The sequence below is a fragment of the Pseudomonas ovata genome, assembly GCF_003131185.1.
GTDB lineage: Bacteria > Pseudomonadota > Gammaproteobacteria > Pseudomonadales > Pseudomonadaceae > Aquipseudomonas > Aquipseudomonas ovata.
In genome coordinates this window covers 110,344-135,961 of the sequence record NZ_QFFU01000009.1, presented here as the reverse complement: position 1 = coordinate 135,961, position 25,618 = coordinate 110,344, and the positions used below count along the sequence as shown (strand labels likewise).

At 62.7% G+C, this 25,618-nt stretch carries 24 protein-coding genes; 12 read left to right on the top strand and 12 right to left on the bottom strand.

The annotated features are described in order from the left end of the window. Positions 1 to 143 precede the first annotated feature (143 nt). The 3 genes from DGA31_RS14595 to DGA31_RS14580 all read left to right on the top strand — a co-directional run bounded on the left by DGA31_RS14595 (position 144) and on the right by DGA31_RS14580 (position 3,528). Positions 144 to 1,985 (top strand): amidohydrolase, encoded by a 1,842-nt coding sequence (locus DGA31_RS14595; protein WP_056840174.1) that lies wholly within the window; start codon positions 144 to 146, stop codon positions 1,983 to 1,985. A 75-nt stretch (positions 1,986 to 2,060) separates the two neighbouring features. Further along, positions 2,061 to 2,693, top strand: a complete 633-nt coding sequence (ycaC, locus tag DGA31_RS14590) for an isochorismate family cysteine hydrolase YcaC (protein WP_056839821.1) — start codon at positions 2,061 to 2,063, stop codon at positions 2,691 to 2,693. Positions 2,694 to 3,219: 526 nt separating this feature from the next. Next, positions 3,220 to 3,528 (top strand): hypothetical protein, encoded by a 309-nt coding sequence (locus DGA31_RS14580; protein WP_056839820.1) that lies wholly within the window; start codon positions 3,220 to 3,222, stop codon positions 3,526 to 3,528. Positions 3,529 to 3,740: 212 nt separating this feature from the next. Here DGA31_RS14580 and moaA read toward each other — a convergent pair whose 3' ends face one another. From moaA to DGA31_RS14560, 4 genes are all read right to left on the bottom strand, one after another. Further along, the gene (gene moaA, locus DGA31_RS14575; protein WP_109513020.1) at positions 3,741 to 4,739 is read right to left on the bottom strand and encodes a GTP 3',8-cyclase MoaA; all 999 of its coding nucleotides are present in this window, start codon (positions 4,737 to 4,739) and stop codon (positions 3,741 to 3,743) included. 124 nt (positions 4,740 to 4,863) lie between these two features. Then, entirely contained in the window at positions 4,864 to 5,805 is a 942-nt protein-coding gene (locus DGA31_RS14570) for a class I SAM-dependent methyltransferase (protein WP_109513019.1), read from the bottom strand. Between the two features lie 59 nt (positions 5,806 to 5,864). Further along, positions 5,865 to 6,563 (bottom strand): YoaK family protein, encoded by a 699-nt coding sequence (locus DGA31_RS14565; RefSeq protein ID WP_338322866.1) that lies wholly within the window; start codon positions 6,561 to 6,563, stop codon positions 5,865 to 5,867. A 147-nt stretch (positions 6,564 to 6,710) separates the two neighbouring features. Further along, entirely contained in the window at positions 6,711 to 6,995 is a 285-nt protein-coding gene (locus tag DGA31_RS14560) for a hypothetical protein (protein WP_056839818.1), read from the bottom strand. Positions 6,996 to 7,612: 617 nt separating this feature from the next. Here DGA31_RS14560 and DGA31_RS14555 point away from each other — a divergent pair. Continuing rightward, complete coding sequence (locus tag DGA31_RS14555) at positions 7,613 to 9,178, top strand: TerC family protein (RefSeq protein ID WP_109513017.1); 1,566 nt, start codon at positions 7,613 to 7,615, stop codon at positions 9,176 to 9,178. A 197-nt stretch (positions 9,179 to 9,375) separates the two neighbouring features. Further along, the gene (locus DGA31_RS14550) at positions 9,376 to 9,648 is read left to right on the top strand and encodes a hypothetical protein (RefSeq protein WP_109513016.1); all 273 of its coding nucleotides are present in this window, start codon (positions 9,376 to 9,378) and stop codon (positions 9,646 to 9,648) included. 3 nt (positions 9,649 to 9,651) lie between these two features. Here DGA31_RS14550 and DGA31_RS14545 read toward each other — a convergent pair whose 3' ends face one another. Beyond that, the gene (locus tag DGA31_RS14545; RefSeq protein ID WP_109513015.1) at positions 9,652 to 10,236 is read right to left on the bottom strand and encodes a GNAT family N-acetyltransferase; all 585 of its coding nucleotides are present in this window, start codon (positions 10,234 to 10,236) and stop codon (positions 9,652 to 9,654) included. An 84-nt stretch (positions 10,237 to 10,320) separates the two neighbouring features. On the opposite strand from DGA31_RS14545, the gene cysC reads away from it, so the two are divergent. Then, positions 10,321 to 10,971: an adenylyl-sulfate kinase gene (cysC, locus tag DGA31_RS14540; protein WP_109513014.1), complete on the top strand. Its 651-nt coding sequence runs from the start codon at positions 10,321 to 10,323 to the stop codon at positions 10,969 to 10,971. Here cysC and DGA31_RS14535 read toward each other — a convergent pair. Next, the gene (locus DGA31_RS14535) at positions 10,935 to 11,849 is read right to left on the bottom strand and encodes a LysR family transcriptional regulator (RefSeq protein ID WP_109513013.1); all 915 of its coding nucleotides are present in this window, start codon (positions 11,847 to 11,849) and stop codon (positions 10,935 to 10,937) included. The two genes, cysC and DGA31_RS14535, sit on opposite strands and share 37 nt — an antisense overlap. Before the next feature lie 107 nt (positions 11,850 to 11,956). On the opposite strand from DGA31_RS14535, the gene DGA31_RS14530 reads away from it, so the two are divergent. Together DGA31_RS14530 and DGA31_RS14525 are read left to right on the top strand one after the other, a co-directional pair. Beyond that, positions 11,957 to 13,126, top strand: coding sequence for an aspartate aminotransferase family protein (locus tag DGA31_RS14530; RefSeq protein WP_109513012.1), 1,170 nt, complete (start codon positions 11,957 to 11,959; stop codon positions 13,124 to 13,126). A gap of 126 nt (positions 13,127 to 13,252) precedes the next feature. Further along, positions 13,253 to 13,774: a DUF4174 domain-containing protein gene (locus DGA31_RS14525; protein WP_109513011.1), complete on the top strand. Its 522-nt coding sequence runs from the start codon at positions 13,253 to 13,255 to the stop codon at positions 13,772 to 13,774. 17 nt (positions 13,775 to 13,791) lie between these two features. Here the strand turns inward: DGA31_RS14525 and DGA31_RS14520 are convergent, their stop codons facing one another. Next, entirely contained in the window at positions 13,792 to 14,232 is a 441-nt protein-coding gene (locus DGA31_RS14520) for a CBS domain-containing protein (protein ID WP_056839811.1), read from the bottom strand. A 116-nt stretch (positions 14,233 to 14,348) separates the two neighbouring features. After that, on the bottom strand, positions 14,349 to 16,931 hold the full coding sequence (locus DGA31_RS14515) for a bifunctional diguanylate cyclase/phosphodiesterase (protein ID WP_109513010.1): 2,583 nt from the start codon (positions 16,929 to 16,931) through the stop codon (positions 14,349 to 14,351). A 192-nt stretch (positions 16,932 to 17,123) separates the two neighbouring features. Here DGA31_RS14515 and DGA31_RS14510 point away from each other — a divergent pair, with 192 nt between their 5' ends. Next, complete coding sequence (locus tag DGA31_RS14510; RefSeq protein ID WP_109513072.1) at positions 17,124 to 19,490, top strand: DNA polymerase II; 2,367 nt, start codon at positions 17,124 to 17,126, stop codon at positions 19,488 to 19,490. A 47-nt stretch (positions 19,491 to 19,537) separates the two neighbouring features. On the opposite strand, the gene DGA31_RS14505 is transcribed toward DGA31_RS14510, so the two are convergent. Continuing rightward, positions 19,538 to 20,356: an NAD-dependent protein deacetylase gene (locus tag DGA31_RS14505; RefSeq protein ID WP_109513009.1), complete on the bottom strand. Its 819-nt coding sequence runs from the start codon at positions 20,354 to 20,356 to the stop codon at positions 19,538 to 19,540. Positions 20,357 to 20,463: 107 nt separating this feature from the next. Between DGA31_RS14505 and DGA31_RS14500 the strand changes: the two genes are divergently transcribed. After that, on the top strand, positions 20,464 to 21,306 hold the full coding sequence (locus DGA31_RS14500) for a PhzF family phenazine biosynthesis protein (RefSeq protein WP_109513008.1): 843 nt from the start codon (positions 20,464 to 20,466) through the stop codon (positions 21,304 to 21,306). A gap of 37 nt (positions 21,307 to 21,343) precedes the next feature. Here DGA31_RS14500 and DGA31_RS14495 read toward each other — a convergent pair whose 3' ends face one another. The 3 genes from DGA31_RS14495 to DGA31_RS14485 form a co-directional block, all read right to left on the bottom strand. Further along, positions 21,344 to 22,177 (bottom strand): TIGR03915 family putative DNA repair protein, encoded by an 834-nt coding sequence (locus DGA31_RS14495; RefSeq protein ID WP_109513007.1) that lies wholly within the window; start codon positions 22,175 to 22,177, stop codon positions 21,344 to 21,346. After that, positions 22,174 to 23,394: a putative DNA modification/repair radical SAM protein gene (locus tag DGA31_RS14490; protein ID WP_109513006.1), complete on the bottom strand. Its 1,221-nt coding sequence runs from the start codon at positions 23,392 to 23,394 to the stop codon at positions 22,174 to 22,176. The genes DGA31_RS14495 and DGA31_RS14490 overlap by 4 nt, the downstream gene beginning before the upstream one ends. An 81-nt stretch (positions 23,395 to 23,475) precedes the next feature. Beyond that, positions 23,476 to 23,820, bottom strand: a complete 345-nt coding sequence (locus tag DGA31_RS14485; protein ID WP_109513005.1) for a nuclear transport factor 2 family protein — start codon at positions 23,818 to 23,820, stop codon at positions 23,476 to 23,478. Positions 23,821 to 24,018: 198 nt separating this feature from the next. Between DGA31_RS14485 and DGA31_RS14480 the strand changes: the two genes are divergently transcribed. Together DGA31_RS14480 and DGA31_RS14475 are read left to right on the top strand one after the other, a co-directional pair. Next, positions 24,019 to 24,534: a sigma-70 family RNA polymerase sigma factor gene (locus tag DGA31_RS14480; protein ID WP_109513004.1), complete on the top strand. Its 516-nt coding sequence runs from the start codon at positions 24,019 to 24,021 to the stop codon at positions 24,532 to 24,534. Then, on the top strand, positions 24,531 to 25,490 hold the full coding sequence (locus tag DGA31_RS14475; protein ID WP_109513003.1) for a FecR domain-containing protein: 960 nt from the start codon (positions 24,531 to 24,533) through the stop codon (positions 25,488 to 25,490). Before DGA31_RS14480 ends, DGA31_RS14475 begins: the two co-directional genes overlap by 4 nt. Positions 25,491 to 25,618: the final 128 nt, after the last annotated feature.

The following is a 25,618-nucleotide window of genomic DNA, read 5'->3' as shown; positions in this document are numbered from 1 at the left end:
TGAGTGATGACGACAAGACCGACCTGCAGCGCCGGCGCTTTATCGCCAACAGTTCGCTGCTGAGTGCAGCGGCGGCGCTGCTGCCTGCCTTCACGTTCGCAGGCCATGCGGGCGCTTCCCAATTTTCTGACAAAGGAACTGCGATGAATAACGTCGAGCTGATTCTGTTCAACGGCAAATTCCACACGGTCGACCGTGAAAAACCCACGGCCAGCGCGGTGGCCATCAGTGGTGGACGCTTTGTGGCGGTCGGCAGCGAGGCCGAAGTCATGGCCTTGCGCGGCAGTGCCACACAGGTCATCGACCTCAAGGGCCGCACCGTGATCCCGGGCCTCAACGACTCGCACTTGCACCTGATCCGGGGCGGCCTGAACTACAACCTGGAACTGCGTTGGGAAGGCGTGCCGTCGCTGGCCGATGCCCTGCGCATGCTCAAGGACCAGGCCGACCGCACACCGACCCCGCAGTGGGTACGCGTGGTGGGCGGCTGGAACGAATTCCAGTTCGCCGAAAAGCGCATGCCGACCCTGGAAGAAATCAACCAGGCCGCACCCGACACGCCGGTGTTCCTGCTGCACCTGTATGACCGCGCTTTGCTCAACCGCGCCGCCCTGCGCGTGGCCGGCTACACCCGCGACACGCCCAACCCGCCTGGTGGCGAGATTGTGCGCGACGCCAATGGCAACCCGACCGGCATGCTGGTGGCCAAGCCCAACGCCATGATCCTGTACGCGACCCTGGCCAAAGGCCCGAAGCTGCCGCTGGAGTATCAGGTCAATTCGACCCGCCAGTTCATGCGCGAACTCAATCGCCTGGGCATCACCAGCTGTATCGACGCCGGCGGCGGTTTCCAGAACTACCCTGACGATTACGCGGTGATCGAACAGCTCAACCGCGAAAAGCAGCTGACCGTGCGCATCGCCTACAACCTGTTCACCCAGAAGCCCAAGGAAGAACTGGCCGACTTCAAGAACTGGACCAGCAGCGTCAAGCTGCACCAGGGCGACGACTTCTTGCGGCACAACGGGGCAGGGGAGATGTTGACCTTCTCGGCGGCCGACTTCGAAGACTTCCGCGAGCCGCGCCCGGACCTGGTACAGGGCATGGAAGATGACCTGGAGCCGGTGGTGCGCCATCTGGTCGAGCAGCGCTGGCCGTTCCGCCTGCACGCCACCTATGACGAATCCATCAGCCGCATGCTCGATGTGTTCGAGAAGGTCAACCGCGACATTCCGTTCAATGGCCTGCCGTGGTTCTTCGATCACTGCGAAACCATTACCCCGCGCAACATCGAGCGGGTCCGGGCATTGGGTGGCGGTATCGCGATCCAGGACCGCATGGCCTTCCAGGGCGAGTATTTCGTCGAGCGCTACGGCGCCAAGGCCGCCCAGGCCACCCCGCCGATCAAGCGCATGCTGGCCGAAGGCGTGCCGGTGGGCGCCGGCACCGACGCCACCCGGGTGTCGAGCTACAACCCCTGGACCTCGCTGTACTGGATGGTCAGCGGTCGCACCGTCGGCGGGCTGGAGCTGTATCCCGAAGGCTTGCCACGAGAAACCGCGCTGGAGCTGTTCACCCACGGCAGCGCCTGGTTCTCGTCCGAGCAGGGCAAGAAAGGCCAGATTCGCGTGGGCCAGTTGGCCGACCTCTCGGCGCTGTCGGCTGACTTCTTCAGCGTCGAGCCTGAAGCCATCAAGTGGATCGAGTCGGTGTTGACCGTCGTCGATGGCAAGGTGGTGTACGGCGCCGATGACTTCGAGCCGCTGGGTCCCAAGCGCGTTCCCGTGCTGCCGGACTGGTCGCCGGTGGCCAAGGTGCAGGGCCACTGGCGCCCGGCCTCGCCGGTACTGGCCCAGGTTCACCAGTGCAGCGGCCCGTGCAAGGTGCATTCGCACAGCCACGAGAAAGCGCGCCTGTCCAATGCCCCGGTCAGCGACTTCCAGGGCTTCTGGGGCGCCTTCGGGTGTTCGTGTTTCGCGTTCTGATGTTGTGTCACCTGCGTGAAAACGCCGGGTTGCCGTGCAACCCGGTGCTCCCTTTGAAAACCACAGGAGTCAATCATGAGCACTACTACCCCGTACAAGCGCTTGAACAAGGATGACGCCGTTGTTCTGCTGGTCGACCACCAGACCGGCCTGATCTCGCTGGTCCAGGATTTCTCGCCCAACGAGTTCAAGAACAATGTCCTGGCCCTGGGTGACATCGCCAAGTTCTTCAACCTGCCGACCATCCTGACCACCAGCTTCGAGCAAGGCCCCAACGGCCCGATCGTGCCGGAACTCAAGGCCCAGTTCCCGGACGCGCCGTACATCGCCCGTCCTGGCCAGATCAATGCCTGGGACAACGAAGACTTCGTCAAGGCGGTCAAGGCCACTGGTCGCAAGCAACTGATCATCGCCGGTGTCGTCACCGACGTGTGTGTGGCGTTCCCGACCCTCTCGGCCCTGGCAGAAGGCTTTGAAGTGTTCGTAGTGACCGACTCGTCCGGTACGTTCAACGAAACCGTGCAGCAGGCCGCCTGGGCGCGCATGAGCGCCGCCGGCGCACAACTGATGAACTGGTTTGCCGTGGCCTGCGAGCTGCAGATCGACTGGCGCAACGACATGGAAGGCCTGGCCAACCTGCTGTCCCAGCGCCTGCCCAACTACCGCAACCTGATCAACAGCTACACGACGTTCACCGCTTCGCACTGATCACCCTGCGCTTTATCCCGCCCTTCCAGGTCGTGGCGCATCGTCGCCCGGCCTGTCCTGTGCCATATCCGCCAATATGTAGTGATAAAAAATAATCACTACATATTGGTTGACGCCTGCCTTTTCATTTTGCATGATGCAGCCATCTCCCTGATCGGGAGCGCAGAAAAAGCGGTACTCAACAGTCCCGACAAGCCGTCGGGATGTTTCAGGATGTAGGCTGCCCACAAGGCAGATTGAAGAAGATGAACCGGCCCAACGTCGCGACAGGCGGGCAGCTGGCGAAACGACCTCATGACGTGCTTGTGGTTGATCGGTTCTCGATTGCCAGCCCAGTCTTTGGCCTTCGCCATCTCCCCTCTGAAACCGGCACGGCGGTGTAGCGGTTTCTCACTGAGACTACCTGCATCTTCTTCAGCCCGGGAGTCGCCTCTCGAACGCCGTATAACGTCGCGTTCGCCGGTGATCCGATGTGCAAGTCGACGATCAAGTCCATTGAACAGTGAACGAGCTAAGGAGCATCACCATGACTATCAATCACATGACCCCTGATGAGCTGGCTCGTCTGTTTGCTGCGCGCAAAGACACGCTGGACTGCCATATTCTGTGGATCACCCATTCAGGCGAAGTCCGCCTGGACCCGATGAGCCCCTACACCCAGGAACATGAGTTCTGCGCCGCCCAGCGCAACCTGTGCATCGCCGTGAAGATGTTTCGCCGTGGCCTGGGCTACGTGGGCAAGAAGGCGGCCGCCGATGACGCGTTCATCGAAGGCCAGCTCGGCGAGCTGCGCCAGGCCTGGCGCAGGGCACGTCCCAGCGCCCGCGTGGCCTGACCGGTAAGACAACAGAGCCCGGCGTCTGTGCCGATCACGGGCATTGAAGGCCGGGCCCCTGCTTATGTAAGCGTCTGTTGCGCAGGTTTTACAAGCGAAGCGGATTGCGCTAAGTTTCTTGGCCAAGAGCCAGCAGGTGGCGCCGCAGTGATCTTTCAGTAGATCTGGACCCCCTTGCTGGCTTTTGCGTTTCCGGGATTTGAGCAGGTGCCTCAGCCGCCGGTCATGTTCATGAACCGCACCACCTGTACATCGTCATCGATGCGAAAGTCATGGCTCCAGGGCTTGAGTTGCATGGCTTTGACGATGGCGTCTTCGAGCATCTGCGGCTGGCCGGGATTGTCGCGCAGCACCGCTTTCAAGTCCGCCGAGTGTTCATTGCCCAGGCACAACAGCAGCCGGCCTTCGACAGTCATGCGCACCCGGTTGCAGGTGGCGCAGAAGTTATGGCTGTGCGGTGAAATGAACCCGATACGGCTGTGCGGGGCTTCGGCGATGCGCCAGTAGCGCGACGGGCCGTTGGTCGAGTCGGTGGACGACAACAGCGTGTAGCGTTCGGCAATGCGCGCCCGTACCTGATCGCTGGAAAAGAACGATTCCTTGCGGCTGTGCTCGCTGATCGAGCCCAGTGGCATCTCTTCGATAAAGGTGATGTCCAGCCCGCGTTCGATGGCAAAGGCCACCAGGTCGTTGATTTCGTGGTCGTTGCGCCCTTGCATGACCACGCAATTGAGCTTGGTGTGCACAAACCCTGCGGCGATGGCGGCATCGATGCCGTCGATCACCTGTTGCAGGTCGCCGGTACGGGTCAGCTCGCGAAAACGCTGCGGGTCCAGGCTGTCGAGGCTGATGTTCAGGCGCTTGACCCCGGCCTTGAACAACGGCCCGGCCAGTTTGCCCAGTTGCGAACCATTAGTGGTCATGCACAGTTCGCGCAGGCCGGGCAGGGCGGCAATGTTCTCGCACAGGCCGACGATGCCGGAGCGCACCAGCGGCTCACCGCCGGTCAGGCGGATCTTGCGCGTGCCCAGCGCCACGAAGCTTTGCGCCACCTGGAAGATTTCTTCCAGGCTGAGGATCTGCTGGCGTGGCAGGAAGGTCATGTCTTCGGCCATGCAATACACGCAGCGAAAATCACAGCGGTCAGTCACCGACAGGCGTAAATAATCGACCTTGCGCGCAAAGCGGTCGAGCAGGACGGAATCAGCCATTTAACCCTCGCAAATCATGACAGGCACCAGCTTGCGTGTTGGACCCCGTCACAGTCCAATCGGTTGTGACAATAACATGATCGATCGGCTTGATGATGGCCGGCGGCCCCGTCCAGGCGCGGCATCAGGGGGTGAGGGTAAACACCAATGCCTTCAGGCCGCCGTCTGCGCTGATGTCGGGAAACTCCGGCGGGTTGTCCAGGCGTTCGACGAATTTCAACTGCGGCGCCTCGCGGGCGGTCTGCTCGATGAGAAACTGCTGGCCGATGGCCGGGTCGTTCATGCAAGCCAGGACGCTGCCGCCGGGTTCGAGCAACTGCGGCAAGCGGCGCAAGACCCGCTGGTAGTCCTTGTCGAGCACGAAGCTGCCTTTCTGGAACGACGGCGGGTCGATGATGATCAGGTCGTACGGGCCGCTGCGGGTGACCTTGCCCCATGAATTGAACAGGTCATGGCCCAGAAAGCTGGCGCGAATCCTGTCATGGCCGTTGAGCTTGTGGTTTTCGCGGCCACGATTCAGGGCCGGCCTGGCCATGTCCAGGTTGACCACGTGTTCGGCACCGCCGGCCACGGCGGCCACCGAAAAGCCGCAGGTGTAGGCAAAGAGGTTGAGCACCCGCTTGTTGCGGGCCTGGGCACGCACCCAGTCGCGGCCAAGACGCATATCCAGAAACAGCCCGGTGTTCTGGTTGCGGCCGAAATCGAGCTTGTAGCGCAAGCCGCTTTCGATGATGACGCGGCTGTCGAACGGCTCGCCCAGCAGCCACTCGGTGGTGCTTTGCGGTGAATAGCGATGTTGCAGCAGCAAGGCCTCGGCCTGGCTGCCTTGCCATTGCGCCGAGCGGGTCAATTCCAGCAATTGTTGCTTGAGGGCGGCCAGTTCCGCTTCGGCCGGTTCCCGAAACAGCGCCACCAGCACCACGCCCTGCATCCAGTCCACCGTGATGTGCTCCAGTCCCGGCCAGACCCGGCCACGACCGTGGAACAGGCGACGGGTTTCGGCCGGGGCCGGGTCGAGGGCGGTGAGCAGGTGCTGGTGCAGGGTGGCGAGCGATTGCGGGTTCATGGCAGTGGTCATTGATAAACGAGCGCGCATGGTAAACGCATTGATCCTGTACAGGCCAATCAGCGTGGCATATAGCAGCGCTGCCAGCGCCGGGGAATGCCCAGCGTCACCAGGCCCAATGCGCAGGCCAGCCCGGCGCTGACCAGCAGGGCGGCCATGCCCAGCCGATGTTCAAGCAATGCACCCAGCACGGCACCGACGAACATACCGGCCCAGGGCACCAGTTGCACGACCCAGCCGGCGCGACGCTCGCCCAGCAGCCAGCGACCCAGGCTGCGGCCGAAGCGCGACAGGGCGCCGGTCACGTAGGTCAGGCCCACGGCCATGCCGCTGACTTGCTCGACGGCGGCATTGAGCATGCCCATGGCCAGGATGGCGCACACCAGCGCCGGCAAATGTGCCTGCACCGGCAGCAGCGCCGCTGCACACAGCAGGGCGCCGATGACCAGCAGCAGCGGCAAGGCCCGTCTGCCACCCAGGCGGGCAACCACAATGCCCAGGGCATTACCGATGACAAAGATCACAATCGCCAGTGCCAGGCGTGCCATGACCGCCAGCTCGCCCTCGCTGATGGCCACGGCCAGGCGGGTGGTGTTGCCGCTCATGAACGACACGAAGTCACCGGTGGCCATGAAACCGATGGCATCGGTCATGCCGGCCAGCATCGACAGGCCGGCTGCCAGGGCCAGGCCGACCCGGTCACGCATTTTCTGCCGCAGGCGATAACCGGGGACGAGGGGCGCTGTATCAGGCTGCATCATCGACGCTGCTCCGGGGCTGTCGCTCAAAGAGGGTGCAAACGATACAGATTTGTCACCGGACAATCAGCCTCGGCGTAACGCTACCCGGCACACATGAAAACGGGGAAGCCATTGGCTGCCCCGTCGATGTAGCCGGTCGCGTGATCAGAGGTTCTGCGAGCTGGCAATCATGGCCTGGGCCATCTGTTCTTTCTGCACGTCGGTCATGGTGTCCCAGATGTGGGTCTTGGCGTAGTAGCCCAGCCCGCCCAGGCTGTAGCAGACCAGCGCACTGACCAGCACGATGGTGGTCAGGCTCCAGCTGTTGGCGCGCTGCTCTTCGCGGGTAAAGTCGCGCGAATACTTCAGGTCAGCATGGTGGCGGGGATCCTGTACCGAGGAAAAGCGCTTCAGCCATTGGAACAGGTGGATTACAACGTACCGCAGCATGATAAAGAGCCTCAAGGTGGTGGAAAAGGTGCCGCGATGCCATCGGCAAAGGTCGCGGACAAAAGCTGAAAACGAAAAAAGCCCGTCATGGACGGGCTTTCTTTTTATAAGTGGATCAAGTCTTCAGGGTTCGCATTCGATGATCCAGGCGGGGATCAAGGTTCGCTTGTGCCTGTACTTGTCGCTATTGCAACATTTTAGAACAAAAAAAACCGTAAAGGCCAGCACCAATGCGTCGTTGTCGGACAACTGGCACGTCCGGGGCTGCGGCAAATCGCCACGGGGCGGGCGCTGCCGCCACGAAGTGGCAGAGTGCCTGCGTCAATCCTTGTAATACTTCTTCGGATTAAGAAAAGTTACCGGGTATTGTAGGATTCGATTCCGTAATTGATTTCAGGACCTTATGAACACCCTCCAGGAGCCTCCCCATCGCCGCCAGCGCACTCCTTTGCGTTTGTCGATACTTCGCCGTCCCGCTGGCGAATTTTCCCGATCAGGCACAGCCCTGTGCCGTCCGCTCAGCTTTTCATGTGTCTCTTGCCTTGAGCAAAGCCCGACCCTTGTGCGTCGTGCGCTGACGTTTGCCTCCCTTTTGACTGACAAGAAGAACTGAATAAATGGAATGGATTGCTGACCCCACGGCCTGGCTGGGCCTGTTGACCCTTATCGTGCTGGAGCTGGTCCTGGGTATCGATAACCTGGTGTTCATTGCCATCCTGGCCGACAAGCTGCCGCCGCACCAGCGTGACAAGGCGCGGGTGATCGGCCTGACCCTGGCCCTGCTGATGCGCCTGGGCCTGCTGGCAAGTATTTCCTGGATGGTGACCCTGACCGAGCCGTTGTTCGAGGTGTTCGACCACAGTTTCTCGGGCCGTGACCTGATCATGCTGTTCGGTGGTGTGTTCCTGTTGTTCAAGGCCACCATGGAATTGCACGAACGCCTGGAAGGCCATGTCAGCCAGCGTGCCGCCAACGGTGCCTATGCCTTGTTCTGGCCCATCGTGGCGCAGATCGTGGTGCTTGATGCGGTGTTCTCGCTTGATGCGGTGATCACGGCGGTGGGCATGGTCGAGCACCTGTCGGTGATGATGATCGCGGTGATCATTTCGATCGGCCTGATGATCGTCGCCAGCAAGCCGTTGACCAAGTTCGTCAACAGCCACCCGACGGTGATCATGCTGTGCCTGGGCTTCCTGATGATGATCGGCTTCAGCCTCACCGCCGAAGGCCTGGGGTTCCATATTCCCAAGGGCTACCTGTACGCGGCAATCGGCTTCTCGATCCTGATCGAGGTGTTCAACCAGATCGCGCGCAAGCGTCGCAAGGCGTCGGCCCATGGTTCGCTGCCGCGCCGTGAGCGGGCCGCCCATGCGGTGATGCGCCTGTTGGGTGGGCGCAAGCTTGAGGACGGTGAAGTCGACGAGGAGATCAGCGACATGCTGGGCGACACTGGCAACGGCGAGGCGGTGCTGTTCGATCGTCGCGAGCGGGTGATGATCAGTGGTGTGCTGCAACTGGCCGAACGCCCGATCCGTTCGATCATGACCCCGCGTGCCGAAGTCGATTACCTGGACCTGAGGGACGATGCCGACAAGGTCCGTCTCAAGCTGATGCACTCGTCCGTGTCGCGCCTGCCGCTGGTGGGCGAGGGTGGCATTGATGAACCGCTGGGCTATGTGCACAAGAAGGAACTGCTGGGCGAGTTGCTCGGTGGCAATGAGCCGGACATGAAGCTGATGGCACGCAAGGCCATCAACCTGCTCGAACACTTCACGATCCTCAATGCGCTGGAGCAGATGCGCAAGGAATCGACGCACATTGCTTTTGTGGTCAATGAGTTCGGCGACTTTATCGGCATCCTGAGCATGACCGACATTCTGGAGTCGATTGCCGGCCAGTTGCCGGACGCCAGTGAAATAGTCGGCCCCGGCATCGTGGAGCAGGGTGGGGACTTTGTGGTGTCAGGGGCGCTGAACCTCAGCCTGATCCGCGAACGCACCGGCTTCCAGGCCCCTGCCACCGAGGATTACCAGACCCTGGCCGGCATGGTGATGAGCCTGCTTGACCGGTTGCCGGTGATCGGTGATCGCCTGGAGCATCAAGGCTGGAACCTGCAGGTTGTGGGCGTCGAAGAGCGCCGGGTCACGCAGGTGCTGTTGCAACGCCCTGGCGCTGCAGGCTGATTCATTGCGGTCGGACAGTCTGGCCATCAAGGCCGGGCTGTCTTGCCCAAACCCCTCCAGCGGTGACTCAAACACCGCTAACGCCGACGGTGTGCTGTTGGTCGCCTTCGCTCAACCAAAAAGCATAAGCCTGGTCTATCCTGCGTCATCCTGTGGCTTCAACGTGCAGTCAGCCACTTAACCGCACGGAGCCTGTCATGACTGCCGCTATCGTTTTCAATCCCAACCTGACCTATGACGTGATCGCCACCCCCAAGTCGCTGCCGGTGTGGCGCATTCGCGAGCGCAAAGTCTATGCCTACCTGGAACACGACCCCCGCCGCGACTGGAGCGGCGAGATCGGCACCCTGAGCCTGGGCACGCCGCAACGGCTGGTCGACCATGACGGTTACACCATGGCCTGGATCGAAGGCAATGAGGTGCGTGATACCAAGGGACGGCGGTTCGCCTTGAGCGAAGTCAAGGAGTGACGCTTAACGCCGCCGCGGGCGCGAGACCACCGACTCGATGTTCTTGCGCCCGATCAGCAGCGTGCGCTGCGGCTCGGATTCGCGCACGACAGCGGGTGCTTCACCCAGCCATTTGAACATCACCAGGCAATCGACCAGCCCCAGCCGGGCATGCCGATAGGCGCGGGGCAGGCGGCCGACGGTCTCGAACCCCAGCGCGGTCCACAGCGCCACGGCGACAGTATTGCTCGCCACCACCGAATTGAATTGCATGGCCAGAAAGCCGTTGTCACGCGCCAGTTGCTGGGAGTGCTCGCACATCAGGCGCGCCACACCGCGACCGCGGGCTGCTTCGCTGACCATGTAGCCGCAGTTGCATACATGATTGCCGGGGCCTGCGGCGTTGGCCTTGAGGTAGTAGCTGCCCAGCAGTTCACCGTCCTGCTCGGCGACCAGGGTGTGTTGCGGCAGCTTCAGCCACAGCTCACGGGCCTGCTCCAGGCTCAAGGCGGGGTCGTAGGCATAGGTTTCCTGAGCCTGGACAACCGCCTTGAAGGTCGGCCAGAAACGCTCGAAGTCAGCGGCGGTCATGGGGCGGATGTCAATCATGTCGGTCCTTACGGTGTAGACGTGTGCCGCACCTTATGCGGCGCACGGTCAACCTGCAAGGCTCAGGCTTGCAGGATATGGCCAATGGCTTATATCGTCAGGCCTGTGTTCAGCCCTCCAGGCAGAAAAATCCATGCGTTGTCGTCCTCGATTCTCTCTGTTGGTGTCCGTACCCGTGTGCGCAGGCCTGGCTTCATGAGCCATGTATTCTGGCTGACCGGCCTGCCTGCCGCCGGCAAGACCACCCTGGCCCGTGCCCTGGAGCAGCGTTTCAAGGCGCAGGGGCAAGCCGTGGTGGTGCTTGACGGTGATGAGTTGCGGCGCGGCCTGTGTGCGGACCTGGGGATGAGCGACGCCGACCGGCAGGAAAACATCCGTCGCGCCGGTGAAGTGGCCGCCTTGTTGCACCGCGCCGGGCTGCAGGTCATCTGCGCCTTTGTCTCGCCGTTCGCCGAAGACCGCCTGCGGGTGCGCCGGTTGTTCGACACCGGTCGTTTCACCCAGGTGCACGTCTCGACCAGCCTGCAGGTGTGCATGCAGCGCGACCCCAAGGGGCTGTACGCCCGGGCGCAACGCGGCGAACTGCACAACCTGACCGGCTGGGATGCGCCGTTCGAAGTGCCGCAGGATGCCGAGTTCGTGTTCGACAGCCATACGATGGCCACCGGGCCGTTGCTTGAGGCACTGTGCGAGCGGGCCTACGGTGCCGACCGGCCCCATAACCCCAGCGCATAATCGACAAAGCTGCGCAGCTTGGGCAGGCGGTAGCGCTCTTGCGGGTAGATCAGGTGCATGGGCCGGCTGGGCAGCCGGTACGCGGGCAGCAGTGCAACCAGGCGGCCTTCGCGCAAGTCCTGTTCGACCAGTGCATCAGGCATCATGACAATGCCCATGCCGGCCTTGGCTGCCTGGTACAGCCCGGCCGAAGAGTTGATCGTCAATGAGCCCGACACCGGTACCCGCACCTCGCCTTCGGGCCCGCTGAACGGCCAGTGCGTTTGCGTGGCGCTCCAGTCGTCGCCTGCCAGGTACGCGAACGCCAGGCAATCATGACTTTCAAGGTCTTGCGGGCACACGGGCGTGCCACGTCGGGCCAGGTAGTCGGGCGCTGCACACAGCGTCAGGGTGTAGTCATGCAACGCACGGGCGACCAGGCGTGAGGACGACGGCAGGCTGCCCATGCGAACGCCGACATCGAAACCGTTGTCGAGCAGGTCGACGCGCTGGTTGGTCAGCACCACATCCAGCCTGATCTTCGGATGACGCCTGGAAAATTCACACAGCGCAGGCGACAGTCGTTCAGAACCAAAGGTCAGGGGCGCGGTAATGCGCAAGGTGCCGATCGGTTCACCCTGTGCCTGCTCGGCCAACTGTTCGGAGTCGGCCACCAGTCCCAGCACCTCCAGGCAGCGTTGATAGTAAGCCTGGCCGAACTCGGTCAGCCGCTGGCGGCGAGTGGTGCGCTGGAGCAGGCTGACGCCCAGGCGTTGTTCCAGTGCGCGCAGGTGATTGCCTACCATGGTGGTGGAAAGGCCGCACTCGCGGGCAGCTGCCGTCATGCTACCGGTCTCGACCACCTTGACGTACACCGTCATCGCCTGAAAAAGATCCATTATCAATCCATGCTTTAAAAAGATGTAAGTGTTTCGGGGTTTATCCACCAGGGGTGGCTAACCATACTGCAAATCACCCCCCCTGACATACCGTGGAGCCCGATGTCATGACCGCCGCCTGCCTGATGAACACCTACCAGCCATTGCCCGTCAGTTTCGTGCGTGGCCTGGGCACCCGTCTGTGGGATCAGGATGGGCGTGAATACCTCGATGCCGTGGCCGGTGTGGCAGTGACCAACATCGGCCACGCCCATCCGGTCCTTGTGGCCGCCATCAGCGAACAGGCCGGGATGGTGTTGCACACCTCCAACCTGTACAGCATCGAATGGCAGCACCGCCTGGCGCATGAATTGACCCGCTTGTCCGGCCTGGAGCGGGTGTTCTTCAGCAATTCAGGGGCCGAAGCCAACGAAACTGCACTCAAGCTGGCGCGGTTGCACGGCTGGCACAAAGGTATCGAGCAACCGCTGGTGGTGGTCATGGGCAATGCCTTTCATGGCCGCACCCTGGGTACGCTGGCCGCCAGTGACGGGCCGGCGGTACGTCTGGGATTTGCCGATCTGCCCGGCGGCATCGTGCGGGTGCCGTTCGGGGACCTGCCGGCCTTCGATCAGCTGTGCGCCCGCCACGGACCGCGTATCGCGGCTGTGCTGGTCGAGCCCATTCAGGGTGAGAGCGGCGTGCAGATGCCGCCGGCCGGCTACTTCAAGGCCCTGCGCGAGCGCTGCAGCCGGCGCGACTGGTTGCTGATGCTCGATGAGATCCAGACCGGCATGGGGCGTACCGGGCGGCTCTTTGCATTCGAACACGAAGCCATCGTGCCGGACGTCATGACCCTGGCCAAAGGCCTGGGCAATGGCATTCCCATCGGCGCTTGCCTGGCGCGCGGCAAGGCCGCGCGGCTGTTTACGCCGGGCAGTCATGGCAGCACCTTTGGCGGCAATCCACTGGCCTGTCGGGTGGGGTGCACAGTGCTGGAGATCATTGCCCGGCAACAATTGGTAAATAATGCCGAGGTCCAGGGACGCTATCTGTTGCAGCGGCTCAATGAGGTCTTCGCCGGTCACAGCAAAGTGTCTGCCATCCGTGGCCGGGGGCTGATGATTGGCGTGGAATTGCATCAGCCCGTGGCTGATCTTGCCCTGGTCGCGGCCCGCCAGTATGGGCTTTTGCTCAATGTGACCCGGGGGCGAATCATTCGCTTGCTGCCGCCTCTGACCCTGACCGCCGATGAGGTGGAAATGATTGTCGAGCGTCTGCAACAGCTTCTGGCCTGAGTCAGGCCGCAGTGGGTAACGTGGATTTGGACTGTACGGTCAGGGCTCGATGCGGTAGAAATTCACATGGGAATTGCGGATTCATCTCGCGATATGCCAACCCATGGATTTGAAAAGGAGCTGCTCATGCCTATCCGGTCACTGACCCTTGCCACCCTGCTGCTGATCGCCGCCCCGGTGTTTGCTGCCGACAGCGATACGCCGCTGGCCCAGGACCGTGGCAAATCCCGGCCGCTGGTCATCATTGCGCCCAAGGCGGACGACCCGACGCTGGTTTCTATCAGAAAAGTGCTGGAGGAACCGGCCAACCGCGAAGCCTTCAACCAGCGCAACATGGTGCTGTACACGTTGGTAGGCCTTGAGGGCAAGCGCAATGACAAGCCGCTGGACACCCAGGCGACCATGGCGCTGATCCGCGAGTTCAGCCAGGGCGCCGGTGGCAAGACCCGCGTGGTCCTGATCGGCAAGGATGGCGAGAAAAAGATGGATGCCGACACCCTCGATCCCAAGGAGATCTTCGCCACCATCGACCAGATGCCCATGCGTGAGCGGGAAGCTGCGGCATCTGCATCGGCGGCAACCCCGGCCGCCCCGGCCGAGAAGGCCCCGAAGGCAGGCAAGGGCGGGGCGCCGGTCCTGGATGACTGATCCTGCCGGCCCGTTGTTTATTCCCCGCGAATGTACTGTTCCAGTTGCTGGATCAGGCTGGCCTGCTCGGCGATGGCTTCCTTGACCAGGTCGCCGATCGACAGCAGGCCCAGCAGTTCGCCATTATCGACCACCGGCAGATGGCGCAGGTGGTTGTCGGTCATGATGTTCATGCACGTCTCGACGTTCTGCGCCGAGTCGACGGTAATGACCCGGCTGCTCATGATGTCCCTGACCGGCGTGCCGGCCGATGAACGTCCCTGCAGCACCATCTTGCGGGCGTAATCGCGCTCGCTGAGCACCCCGACCACACGACCGCCTTCGGCCACGGCCAGGGCGCCGATGTTCTTGTCAGCCATCAGTCGCAAGGCATCGAGCACCAGGGCGTCGGGGGCGATGGTGTGCACCTGGCGATGCTGCTCAGGCTTTAATTTGAGTAACTGGGCTACGGTTTTCATCGTGCTCTCCGGTGGCGAGAACGTTATCGGGAAGGACCCTCTTCGGGGTCGCTCAAGCATCGGGCAAGCGTGCAGACCGCGCAAGCTTGAAAGCGCCCTGCACGGCATGGAAAACGTCAGCTCAAGGACGGCACCACGGCATTGCAGGTGCCGATAGCCTGCATCAGTGCCGGCAGCGGCATCGGTCGGTTGAGAAAGTAGCCTTGGGCTTCATCACAGCCGAAGCCGGCCAGGCATTGCAGTTGCTCCTCGGTTTCGACGCCTTCGGCGGTAATGTTCATCGACAGGGCCCGCCCCAGGGCGATGATCGCCTGCACGATGGAACGGCCGCGGGCACTGCTGTCGATCTCCTGGATGAAGCTGCGATCGATTTTCAGGGTGTCGAACGGAAAGTCTTTCAGGTAACTCAGTGACGAATACCCGGTACCGAAGTCGTCCATCGACAGGCGTACGCCCAATGCCTTGAGGGCGAGCATCAGCTCCAGGCTGGAAGCGGCATCTTCGATCACCACCCGCTCGGTCAGCTCCAGTTCCAGGCGATGGCTGGGCAGGCCGGTGGCCGCCAGCACGCTGGCGATGCGCTCGACCAGCCCTTGAGTGCGAAACTCCACGGCAGAAATATTGACCGAGACATGCAGTTCGTCTTCCCACTGCATGGCATCGCTACAGGCCCGTTGCAGCACCCAGTCGCTGATGGGCACGATAAGACCGTTTTCTTCGGCGAGCGCAATGAACTGGTCAGGCATGCACAGCCCCTTTTGCGGGTGTTGCCAGCGGATCAGCGCCTCGACGCTCAGGATGCGCCGGCTGTGCACATCATGCCTGGGCTGGTAGTGCAGGTTGAATTGCCCGTGCCGCAGCGCAGTACGCAGGCTGCTTTCCAGTTCGCGTTGCTGCTCCAGGCGCACCAGCATCTCGGGATCGTACAGCCGCCAGGTGTTGCGCCCGTCCTTTTTGGCCTGGTACAGCGCCAGGTCAGAGAATCTGAGCAGGTCCTCGGGCTGGCGGGCGTGGGCAGGCGCCTGGGCCACGCCAATGCTCAGGCCAATGACGACTTCCTGGTGATTGACGATGAATGGCTGGCCGATGCAGGCAATCAGCGCCTGGCAAAGCTGTTCAAGGTCTTCGCGGGTGACCAGCGTCGTGGCAATCAGAATGAACTCATCACCGCCCTGGCGCGCGAGCAGGCTGCCAGGCGGCAGGCAGCGCGCCATGCGCAAGGCCGACTCGCGCAGCACGCTGTCGCCGCCGCTGTGGCCATAGATGTCATTGACCGGCTTGAAGTGATCAAGGTCCAGGTTGAGCATGGTCAGCGGCTGTGGGCGGCGCGGCAGTTGTTCCAGTTGCGCGATCAGATATTCACGCAGTTGCACGCGGTTCGCCAGGCCGGTGAGGGTATCGTGCTGCGACAGGTACATCAGGCGCTCTTCGGCGGCCACTTCACGGGTGATGTCCGAGGCGCTGCCCTGATAGCCGGTGACCTGATCGTCGCGCAGGATCGGCTTGACGGCGAGATGGCTGGTCAGCAGGACTCCGGCAGGCGAGCAGTGGGTGCAACGAATCACCGAGCGGGTCGTGGCGGTATGCTGGGCGCGTATCCAGTCACGCAATGTCTGGCCCTGGCATTGCAACATGTCATCCAGGCAGCGTCCCAGCCAGTCTTGTGCACATTGGCCAGTGATGGCGCTGAAGCGCTCCGACAAGTAGGTGATGCGCAGCTCCAGGTCGGTTTCCCACAGCCAGTCCGAGGCCGCTTCAGCGACGTTGCGAAAACGTGCCTCGCTGCTGGCCAGGGCTGTACGGCTGGCATGAATCACCGCGTACTGCTTGTCCAGCAGGTGCGCAGTGCCCAGGGTGCGGCGGGTAATGCGTCGCGACACGAACAACAGCGAAGCCAGCAGCAACAGCAGGATCGGCAACAGCACGCGCAGCAACCGGTAGCCGGGCTGCTCGGGGTCCCAGTGCAGCGACAGGTAAGGATCGACCTGCAGGAAGGGCTCGCTTGCATCATCTTCGGCGTCGGCAGGGATGCGCAGGCCGGAAATCTCATAGCTTTTGCCCAGTGCAAGCAGTTTCTCGGGGCTCAACAGATAGGCCATGATCAGCACCGATTGCACCCCGGGCGTCTTTTCCACGCTGGGATCATTACCTGGGCTCAGTTTTGATGCCAGGAGAAACACCGGCTGGCCCTTGCGGTGACTGATCTGTGTGGCCACATGATCGTCTGCCTCGGCAGCACGGGCTTCTTCGATCAGGTTGGCAGGGAAGTTGCCCAGCCAGTCCTGCAGCGATGCCTCGGTCAATTCGCCCTCATTGAGCGCATAGCTGCTGCGGTTATGCGGGTCGACAACAAAAACCCCTTCGAACTGGAAGCTGGTGAACAGCGAAGACCCCAGGTTATCCCGTACGTAGGACCAGTCCGTGTCGACCTTTACGTGTAAATGGCTGTAAGCGTCACCCCACGGCGCATTTTCAAGCATGACCGTGGAAAGCTGCTTCGAGGTCGCCTGCCAGAGTTTGTCGACCAGGCGCTCGCTGTGAGCACTGGCCTCGCGGTTCAATTGCAAGGCAATCAACAGGAGCGCCACGACCATGACCAATGAAATAGCGCTCAGCAAACCCAGCAGCGTTACCAGGGTACGTCTGGCGAGCCGGGCATTGCGGGGAGTGGACGGCGGTATCCGTGTCGCTGAATTCATCAGGCTGGGTCCATGACGCTACTACTGAAGACGAGTATTGACTTCATATCCAACCAATGCACGAAGTTGTGATGTCAATAGTGGCAAAATTATATCGCAGCAGTAGACCACTTGATCCAGTGTTGGTTGTCGGAAATCCGGGATAGATTCTGGCGTAGAATGGCCAGCCTGAACGGCAGCGAGGCCAGGGCGTTGGATCTACAACAGGGTTTCATTCTCAGCCGCCACTGGCGTGACACGCCCGCCGGGACTGAAATCGAATTGTGGCTGGCGACCGACCACGGACCGCGCCGGGTGCGCTTGCCGGCCCAGCCTTCGGTCATGTTCATGCCCGCCGTGCAACGCGAGCGTGCCCAGGCGCTGCTAAGTGGGGAGGAAGGCGCCGATGTCGAGTGGCGCGAGCTTGCGCTGCGTGACTTTCGTCATCGTCCGGTGCTGGGTCTTTATTGCACGCAGTATCGGCAGTTGCTGAGTGTCGAGCGGCTGTTGCGCAAGGGCAACCTGGACCTCTACGAAGCCGACATCCGCCCTCCGGAACGCTACCTGATGGAGCGTTTCATCACCGCGCCCGTGTGGTTTGGGGGCACGCCCGAGGCCGACGGCGTGCTGGGCCAGGCCGTCGTGCGTCCCGCACCGGACTATCGACCGCGCCTGAAGCTGGTGTCGCTGGACATCGAGACCACTGAGCATGGCGAACTGTACTCCATCGGCCTGCAGGGCTGCGGGCAGCGCCAGGTGTATATGCTCGGACCGGCCAATGGCGACAGCTCGGCGGTGGATTTCGAGCTTGAGTACTGCGCCAGTCGCACCGACCTGCTCATCCGGCTCAATCAGTGGCTGGCCGAGCACGACCCGGACGCCATCATCGGCTGGAACGTGGTGCAGTTCGACCTGCGTATTCTTCATGAGCATTCCCGGCGGCTGGGTGTGCCCCTTCTGCTGGGGCGTGATGGCCAGCCGATGGGCTGGCGCGAACATGGCAGCGGCCAGCATTTCTTTGCCCAGGTCGGCGGCCGGCTGATCATCGACGGCATCGAGGCGCTGCGCTCGGCCACCTGGAGCTTTGCCTCGTTCAGCCTCGAATTCGTCGCCCGGACGCTGTTGGGTGAGGGCAAGGCCATCGATACGCCGTACCAGCGCATGGATGAAATCAACCGCCTGTTCGCCGAAGACAAGCCGGCACTGGCCCGCTACAACCTCAAGGATTGCGAACTGGTCACGCGCATCTTCGAGGTCACGGGACTGCTGACCTTCCTGCTCGAACGGGCCACGGTCACCGGCCTTGCCGCCGACCGCAATGGCGGTTCGGTGGCAGCTTTCTACCACCTGTACCTGCCGCTGATGCACCGCCAGGGCTTCGTGGCGCCGAACCTGGGCGAGCGCATGCCCGAGGCCAGCCCCGGCGGATTTGTCATGGAGTCCCGGCCCGGACTCTACGAGTCGGTGCTGGTGCTGGACTACAAGAGCCTGTACCCCTCGATCATTCGCACCTTTCTCATCGACCCCGTCGGTCTGATAGAAGGCTTGCAGCAGCCCGATGACGAGCATTCGGTGCCCGGCTTTCGCGGCGCCCGGTTTTCCCGCACCCGGCATTGTCTGCCGGCTATTGTCGAGCGGGTCTGGCAGGGCCGCGAGACGGCCAAGCGTGAAGGCAATGCGCCGTTGTCCCAGGCGTTGAAAATCATCATGAATGCATTCTATGGCGTGCTGGGCACCAGTGGCTGTCGCTTCTTCGATACGCGCCTGGCGTCGTCGATCACCTTGCGCGGGCATGAAATCATGCACACCACCCGGCAACTGATCGAAGCGCGTGGTCATCAGGTGATCTACGGCGACACCGACTCCACGTTCGTCTGGCTGGGCAAGCCCCATGACGAGCAGCAGGCCCGTGCCCTCGGGCTGGAGCTGGTGGCGCATATCAATCAATGGTGGACCGAACACCTGCAGCAGACCCACGGCCTGAGCAGCGCCCTGGAGTTGCAATACGAAACCCACTACACCCGCTTTTTGATGCCGACCATTCGCGGCGCCGAGGAGGGCAGCAAGAAACGTTACGCCGGGCTGGTCACGCGTGCCGACCAGACCCAGGAAATGATCTACAAGGGCCTGGAGTCGGTGCGCACCGACTGGTCACCCTTGGCCCGGGAGTTCCAGCAGGCCCTGTACCTGCTGATTTTCCAGCGTCGCCCCCATCAGGATTACATCCGCGATTATGTACGCCGCACCCTGGCCGGTGAACTGGACGTGTTGCTGGTGTTTCGCAAGCGCCTGCGCCGACGTCTGGACGAATACCAGCGCAACGTACCGCCGCATGTGCGGGCGGCAAAACTGGCAGATGACTACAACCGGCGCCTGGGCCGGCCGTTGCAGTACCAGCGCGGCGGCTGGATCAGTTATGTCATGACGGTCAACGGCCCCGAACCGCTGGAAGCACGGCAGTCACCCATCGACTACGACCATTACGTCACGCGCCAGCTGCAACCGCTGGCCGATGCGATCCTGCCCTTTGTCGGCGACGATTTCAGCCGCCTGATCGGTGGGCAGATGGGCTTGTTCTAGGGGCTGTTGCCGTTTCATCACGGCTCGTGCTGAAACGGCAACAGAGCCTAAGTCAGTGCCTGCGCCAGCCGGGGCAGCAGCGTTTCGCACGGCACCTCGAACTTGGCGCTCAGCAGGTCGTCGGCGCGGGTCTTGCCCTGGTTGATGGCCAGGATCGGCTTGCCTTGTTCGGCCATCAATTTGCACAGGCGAAACGCCGACCAGGCCATCAGTGAGGTGCCGACCACCAGCAGGCCGGCCGCCTGGTGCGCCAGGGCCAGCGCCTGGGCGGCGGTGTCGCTGGCCACGTTCTCGCCGAAGAACACCACGTCGGGCTTGAGCCGCTGACCCTGGCAGTGCGGACACAGCGGCAGGCGAAAGTCGGCGATATAGGCGGCATCGAGCAGGGTGTCACCGTCGGGGGCCTGCACCGCTTCGACGCGGTTCAGGTAAGGGTTGTCGGCCAGCATCTGTTGCTGCAGCGTCGCGCGCTCGCAGCGCTGCCCGCAGTCCAGGCACAGGACCCGGTGCAGGCTGCCATGCAGTTCGGTCACCGCCGGGCTGCCGGCACGGGTGTGCAGGGCGTCGACGTTCTGGGTGATCAGGCCGCTGATCCGGCCTGCCGCCTGCAGTTGCGCCAGCGCCTGGTGCGCGGCATTGGGCTGTGCGGCCAGGATGCGCGGCCAGCCCAGCATGGCGCGGGCCCAGTAGCGTTGGCGGGCCGCAGGGTTGCCGACGAATTCCTGATACATCATCGGTTGCTGGCCGCGACGCACGCCTTCACGGTCGCGGTAATCCGGGATGCCGGAGGCGGTGCTGATCCCGGCACCGGTGATCACCAGCAGCGGGTGTTGCTCAAAGGTATGGCAGAGCGTTTCAAGGGGCATGAGCGCGTCTCTCCTGGCAGGCTCACTGGAGCTTAACCTGAGCCGGCGCGCTTTACCTCCCTGTCGTGGCCGTGCCACGCTTGGCGTTTTGTCGACAGGAGTCGGTCATGCGTCGTTACCCGTTCAAACAACTGGATGTCTTTGCCGAACAGCCCTTGCAAGGCAATCCGCTGGCCGTGGTGTTCGATGCCGATGACCTCAGTGATGAGCGCATGGCTGCGCTGGCGAACTGGACCAACCTCAGCGAGACCACGTTCATCCTGACCCCCACCGAGCCGCAGGCCGACTACCGTGTGCGGATTTTCACGACGCTCAGGGAGCTGCCCTTTGCCGGGCATCCCACCCTGGGCACCTGCCACGCCTGGCTCGAAAACGGCGGTGTGCCCAAGGGCGAAGAAATCGTCCAGCAATGCGGCATCGGCCTGGTGCGTATCCGTCGGGTCGGCGGTCAACTGGCGTTTACTGCACCGCCGTTGCTGCGCAGTGGACCGGTGGGCGACGAACTGCTGGCCCGGATACGTGATGCCTTGGGCCTGGACGTGGATGAAGTGCTGGCAGCACGCTGGGTCGACAATGGTGCCGGTTGGGCGGCCCTGCACCTGGCCAACCGGGCCCGGGTGCTGGCGCTCCAGCCTGATTTTTCGCGCCTTGGCGATCTGGTCGTGGGTGTTTTTGGTGCATTCGAGCCGGCCATTGATGGCGACGAGGCGGACTTTGAAGTACGTGCGTTCGTCGGTGGCGATGGCATGCCTGAAGACCCGGTGACCGGCAGCCTCAACGCCGGCATCGCTCGCTGGCTGTTCGAGGAAGGGTTGGTGCCGGAGCGCTATGTGGTCAGTCAGGGCACGGCGCTGGGGCGCCGGGGGCGGGTGCAGGTCGAACGCCTGGGCGATGACATCTGGATTGGCGGCTCATCGGTGACGTGCATTGAGGGCCACCTTACGCTGTAACCTTGCCTTCGCTCGCTACGTTTTTACTCAGCCCGGGTCAGGGGCGGATACGCTTGCCGGCGCGGCCGCTCAGGCTGCCGGCCTGGCCATCGCGCTGCTTGCCGGTGCGTGCCTGGGTGATCAGGGCCGGAATCAGCGGTCCCTCGGGCAGGTTTTTCCAGAAGCGGCTCGGAAAGTGGCCTTGCATGACCTTGGGATTGAGACGTGCCGGGTTGAAGATGTGCTGGTAGTACGTCAGCCACAGCTCGCCGCTGGCATCGTCCGGCTGGCGGGCCAGTCGTTGCCAGGCGTCGGGGCAATGAGGCTGGTGAATCAGCCGGGTGCCGTCATAGAACACCCCGTCGCGGGGCGTTGCGATCAGCCAGCGATGACGACCCATGCGCCCGATGAAGTGCTCACTGGCGCTGTGCAGGATGTCATGGGCCGGTTCATGCCAGGCCACATAATGCGGGGCATTGTTGTCCTGCCAGACGGTGTCGGCCTTGAGCGCCACGAAGCGCAGGAAGGCGTGCAGGTGGTGGGCCTCGCGGCTGACCTGCTTGAGTCGGCGTTGCAGTTCACTGCCCAGTCGGTCACCGGCCAGCATCGCCGTGCGGTCACCGTGGCACACACGCCACAACACTTCGTAGAGCAGGCTCCAGCGCTGTTCACCGCGGTATTGAGCCGCCGCTTGCAACTGCTCCAGCAAGGCCCGCGGCACCCGCGCCTGGAACGGCCCCGGTGTGGCCGGCAAGGATTCGTCGCTGCCGAACAGATCGCTGTCCTGTGCGCCGTTCCAACTGACACGGCTGGGGTCGATGCCGTGACTGAGCAGCCAGCGCGCCTGCTCACGCCAGACCTCAAAGCGATCCTGGCAGTCGAGGCTGATCATGCCCAGAGCCCCAGTTGTTGAGGTTGCGGGCGATCACGTAACTGCTGGTGCAGGTATTCGCTGGAGCATTGTGCCTGGGACGGCTTGTAGTCGCTGGTGATGATGAACGGCCTGGCCTTGTCGAGCAGGCAGCGCATGCGCGTCAGGTCTTCATAGCGGATGCGCCGCTGCCGGCGCAGTTCCACAAGCCGTTGCGTGGTGCGCAGGCCGATGCCCGGGATGCGTGCGATCAGGCTCGGGTCGGCACGGTTCAGGTCCAGGGGGAAGAGGTCGCGGTTGTTCAGCGCCCACGCCAGCTTGGGATCGATGTCCAGGGCCAGGTCGCCAGGCCCCTTGAGCAGTTCGTCGGCCTGAAAACCATAGCCGCGCAAGAGGAAGTCAGCCTGGTACAGCCGGTGCTCGCGCAACAGCGGCGGGGCGGCCAGCGGTACGCTGCCAGGGCTGTTGGGGATGGGGCTGAAGGCCGAGTAATAGACCCGGCGCAGCTTGAAGTGGCTGTACAGGGTCTGGGCGCTGTGCAGGATGGTGCTGTCGTCCGTGGCGTCGGCGCCAATGATCATTTGCGTGCTTTGCCCGGCGGGCGCAAAGCGTGGCGCGCGTGGCTCATCCCTGACGTTCTGCTCGCCGGTATGGATGGTGTGCATGGCCTGGCGGATCGAGCCGATGTTCTTTTCCGGCGCCAGGATTTGCAGGCTCTGGTCGGTGGGCAGTTCGATGTTGACACTCAGGCGATCGGCATAGCGTCCGGCCAGCGCGATCAGCGCAGGATCGGCGTCGGGAATGGTCTTGAGGTGGATGTAACCGCGAAACTGATGTTCTTCACGCAGCAGGCGGGCGACCTCGACCAGTTGTTCCATGGTGTAGTCGGCCGAGCGGATGATGCCCGAGCTCAGGAACAACCCGCTGACGCAGTTGCGACGGTAGAAGTCCAGGGTCAGGGTAACCACTTCTTCGGGGTTGAAGCGCGCCCGGGGCACGTCGCTGGAGCGACGGTTGATGCAGTACTGGCAGTCGTACAGGCAGAAATTGGTCAGCAGGATCTTGAGCAGCGAGACGCAGCGGCCATCGGGGGTGTAGCTGTGGCAGATACCCATGCCATTGGTCGAGCCCAGCCCGTCCTTGCCCTTTGAGCTGCGTTTGGGTGCGCCGCTGCTGGCACAAGAGGCGTCGTACTTGGCAGCGTCGGCCAGAATGCTCAGCTTGTCGATCAACTGCATGGAAATAACCCGATACTGTTTTTATGTACAGTATCGGGCTTTTGGCTATCGCTCAAGTACCGTTGGCCCGGTCAATGCTGATCAATGCTGATAAGCCGTCACATAGCGGCGGTTGACGGTGACGCAATCGGCATACAGCTTGAGCGATTGACGGTACTCATTGACCGTGCCGGCAGTCCTGGGGTCTGCCGATTCAGGTGCTGCTTCCCAGAACGGGCTGAAATCGCTTTCGCCGGTGCCCTCGGCCTTGATGGTGTCGATGAACTCATCGAGCGTGTACCACTGGGGCACGCCGTGGCTGCAGTTCATGATCCGGCTGTCGGGGTGCAGGCTGCGGCGTAGCAGGCTTTCATCGGCAAAGACCATGCCGGCCACATAATTGCCTACGGCCTGTTCAATGTAATCGTCTTCCGGTGATGTCGACATTCAGTAGGTCCTTTGAGTTGAAAAGGCGTTACAAGAGGGTGTTGCGAACAACGGAACAAGCGTAGTTGCCTGCGCCTTGTTTTCAGGCGGGAGCGACCAATGGGGCCGGACGAGGAAAAATTCCGATTGGCGGCAGGGCGTGAGTTAATTAGAATTATTCTCATTGCAAAACATGACCTCCTGAAGAGTGCCCCTGGCATGACTGACGCCGCACACTCACTGCCGCCCGGGCTGGACAGTTTCTATCGTGAACACCGCAGTTGGCTGGAGTCCTGGTTGCGCAGGCGCCTGGGCAATGCCTGGGATGCCGCTGACCTGAGCCAGGAAACGTTTTTGCGGGTCCTGGCCTATCCGCACGGCGAGCCGCTGGCGGCATTGCGCGAGCCCAGGGCTTATCTGGTGACGGTGGGCAAGCGTCTTCTGCTCAATCATCAGCGTCGCCGGCGCCTGGAACAGGCTTATCTGGACGCCCTGGCGCATTTGCCCGAGGCGGTGACGCCGTCGGCCGAGCAACGCTGGATCGTGCTGCAAACCTTGCAGGCGCTGGACGATCTGCTTGATGGCCTGCCACATTCGGTACGTCGGGCCTTTCTCTGGTCGCAGCTCGAAGGCCTGGGTTATGCGCAGATCGCCGAACGGCTGCAGGTGTCGCAACGCACCGTCAAACGCTACATGGCCCAGGCCTACGAGCACTGCCTGATGGCTGACCTGTGAGTTCGGTCGGCCACGACCCTGCCCGGCAGGTGGCCCATGCGGCAGCACGCTGGCTGGCATTGATCGAGTCCGGCACCGCCAGTGCCGAGGATCGCGCCGGCTTGCAGCGCTGGCGTGAACAGTCGCCCAGCCATGAACAGATGTGGCAAAAAGCCCAGGGCCTGCGCCAGCGCTTTGCCGATGTGCCACCGCAACTGGCCATGGCCAGTCTTGACCGCTCGGCTGCGGACCCGCAACGCCGGGCGCTGCTCAAGCGTGCCCTGGTGGTCGCGGCTTTGCTGCCCGCCGGCTGGGTGCTCAGTCGCCAGGCCCCGGTGATGGCCTGGCGCGCCGACCTGCGCACGGGTACGGGCGAGCAGCGCACTGTACGTCTGTCCGACGCCAGCCTGCTGCAACTCAATACCGCCACGGCCGTGAACCTGGACTGGCACGCTGGCCAGCACCGGCTGATGCTGGTCGAAGGAGAGGTGGCGCTGAGCATGGTCGATACCGCGCCGGCCCTGACCTTGCAGACCCGCCTGGGGCAGATCATGGCCAGTGGTGCCGAGGTGTGCGTGCGCGAAGAGGCCGGGCGCTGTCGTGTATCCGTGTCGCGCGGGCAGGTCGAGCTGCAACCGCTGGCCGGTGCTGCGGTGCATCTGCAGGGCGGGCAGCGCGCCTGGCTCAATGTGACAGGCGTCGGTACGGTGGAGCATTTTGACGTGCAACAACCCGACTGGCGAAGCGGCGTGCTGACCGTTGAAAATCGCCCGCTGGGCAGTTTCCTGACCGAGCTGGCGCGTTATCGGCCTGGCGTCCTGCACTGGGACCCTAGCCTGGAAAAACTGCGCGTCACCGGTGCCTTTCGTCTCGACGACACCGACCGGGTGCTGCAACTGCTGGCCGCCAGCCTGCCGCTGCAGGTGCAGACCCGCACTCGCTACTGGGTCACGCTGGTGCCGCGCCAGACGGGTTGATCGTCCTCCAACACCGCATGGCGAGATTGGGCACGCAACCCGAAGGGCCGGGCCTGTTTTGCCGCGAGACGGCGTTACTCGCCACTCATCTGGAATGACCAGACTTCGCGGCGCCAGCCTTGCCTCGC

What these genes read in the sequence shown, in the direction of transcription:
- DGA31_RS14570 (WP_109513019.1), bottom strand. Translation starts at nt 5,805, where the DNA reads ATGAACCCGCAATCGCTCGCCACCCTGCACCAGCACCTGCTCACCGCC.
- DGA31_RS14520 (WP_056839811.1), bottom strand. Translation starts at nt 14,232, where the DNA reads ATGAAAACCGTAGCCCAGTTACTCAAATTAAAGCCTGAGCAGCATCGC.
- DGA31_RS14485 (WP_109513005.1), bottom strand. Translation starts at nt 23,820, where the DNA reads ATGTCGACATCACCGGAAGACGATTACATTGAACAGGCCGTAGGCAAT.
- DGA31_RS14515 (WP_109513010.1), bottom strand. Translation starts at nt 16,931, where the DNA reads ATGAATTCAGCGACACGGATACCGCCGTCCACTCCCCGCAATGCCCGG.
- DGA31_RS14495 (WP_109513007.1), bottom strand. Translation starts at nt 22,177, where the DNA reads ATGATCAGCCTCGACTGCCAGGATCGCTTTGAGGTCTGGCGTGAGCAG.
- DGA31_RS14545 (WP_109513015.1), bottom strand. Translation starts at nt 10,236, where the DNA reads ATGATTGACATCCGCCCCATGACCGCCGCTGACTTCGAGCGTTTCTGG.
- DGA31_RS14595 (WP_056840174.1), top strand. Translation starts at nt 144, where the DNA reads ATGAATAACGTCGAGCTGATTCTGTTCAACGGCAAATTCCACACGGTC.
- ycaC (WP_056839821.1), top strand. Translation starts at nt 2,061, where the DNA reads ATGAGCACTACTACCCCGTACAAGCGCTTGAACAAGGATGACGCCGTT.
- DGA31_RS14505 (WP_109513009.1), bottom strand. Translation starts at nt 20,356, where the DNA reads ATGCCCCTTGAAACGCTCTGCCATACCTTTGAGCAACACCCGCTGCTG.
- moaA (WP_109513020.1), bottom strand. Translation starts at nt 4,739, where the DNA reads ATGGCTGATTCCGTCCTGCTCGACCGCTTTGCGCGCAAGGTCGATTAT.
- DGA31_RS14525 (WP_109513011.1), top strand. Translation starts at nt 13,253, where the DNA reads ATGCCTATCCGGTCACTGACCCTTGCCACCCTGCTGCTGATCGCCGCC.
- DGA31_RS14500 (WP_109513008.1), top strand. Translation starts at nt 20,464, where the DNA reads ATGCGTCGTTACCCGTTCAAACAACTGGATGTCTTTGCCGAACAGCCC.
- DGA31_RS14480 (WP_109513004.1), top strand. Translation starts at nt 24,019, where the DNA reads ATGACTGACGCCGCACACTCACTGCCGCCCGGGCTGGACAGTTTCTAT.
- DGA31_RS14535 (WP_109513013.1), bottom strand. Translation starts at nt 11,849, where the DNA reads ATGGATCTTTTTCAGGCGATGACGGTGTACGTCAAGGTGGTCGAGACC.
- DGA31_RS14530 (WP_109513012.1), top strand. Translation starts at nt 11,957, where the DNA reads ATGACCGCCGCCTGCCTGATGAACACCTACCAGCCATTGCCCGTCAGT.
- DGA31_RS14565 (WP_338322866.1), bottom strand. Translation starts at nt 6,563, where the DNA reads ATGCAGCCTGATACAGCGCCCCTCGTCCCCGGTTATCGCCTGCGGCAG.
- DGA31_RS14560 (WP_056839818.1), bottom strand. Translation starts at nt 6,995, where the DNA reads ATGCTGCGGTACGTTGTAATCCACCTGTTCCAATGGCTGAAGCGCTTT.
- DGA31_RS14550 (WP_109513016.1), top strand. Translation starts at nt 9,376, where the DNA reads ATGACTGCCGCTATCGTTTTCAATCCCAACCTGACCTATGACGTGATC.
- cysC (WP_109513014.1), top strand. Translation starts at nt 10,321, where the DNA reads ATGGCTTATATCGTCAGGCCTGTGTTCAGCCCTCCAGGCAGAAAAATC.
- DGA31_RS14490 (WP_109513006.1), bottom strand. Translation starts at nt 23,394, where the DNA reads ATGCAGTTGATCGACAAGCTGAGCATTCTGGCCGACGCTGCCAAGTAC.
- DGA31_RS14580 (WP_056839820.1), top strand. Translation starts at nt 3,220, where the DNA reads ATGACTATCAATCACATGACCCCTGATGAGCTGGCTCGTCTGTTTGCT.
- DGA31_RS14555 (WP_109513017.1), top strand. Translation starts at nt 7,613, where the DNA reads ATGGAATGGATTGCTGACCCCACGGCCTGGCTGGGCCTGTTGACCCTT.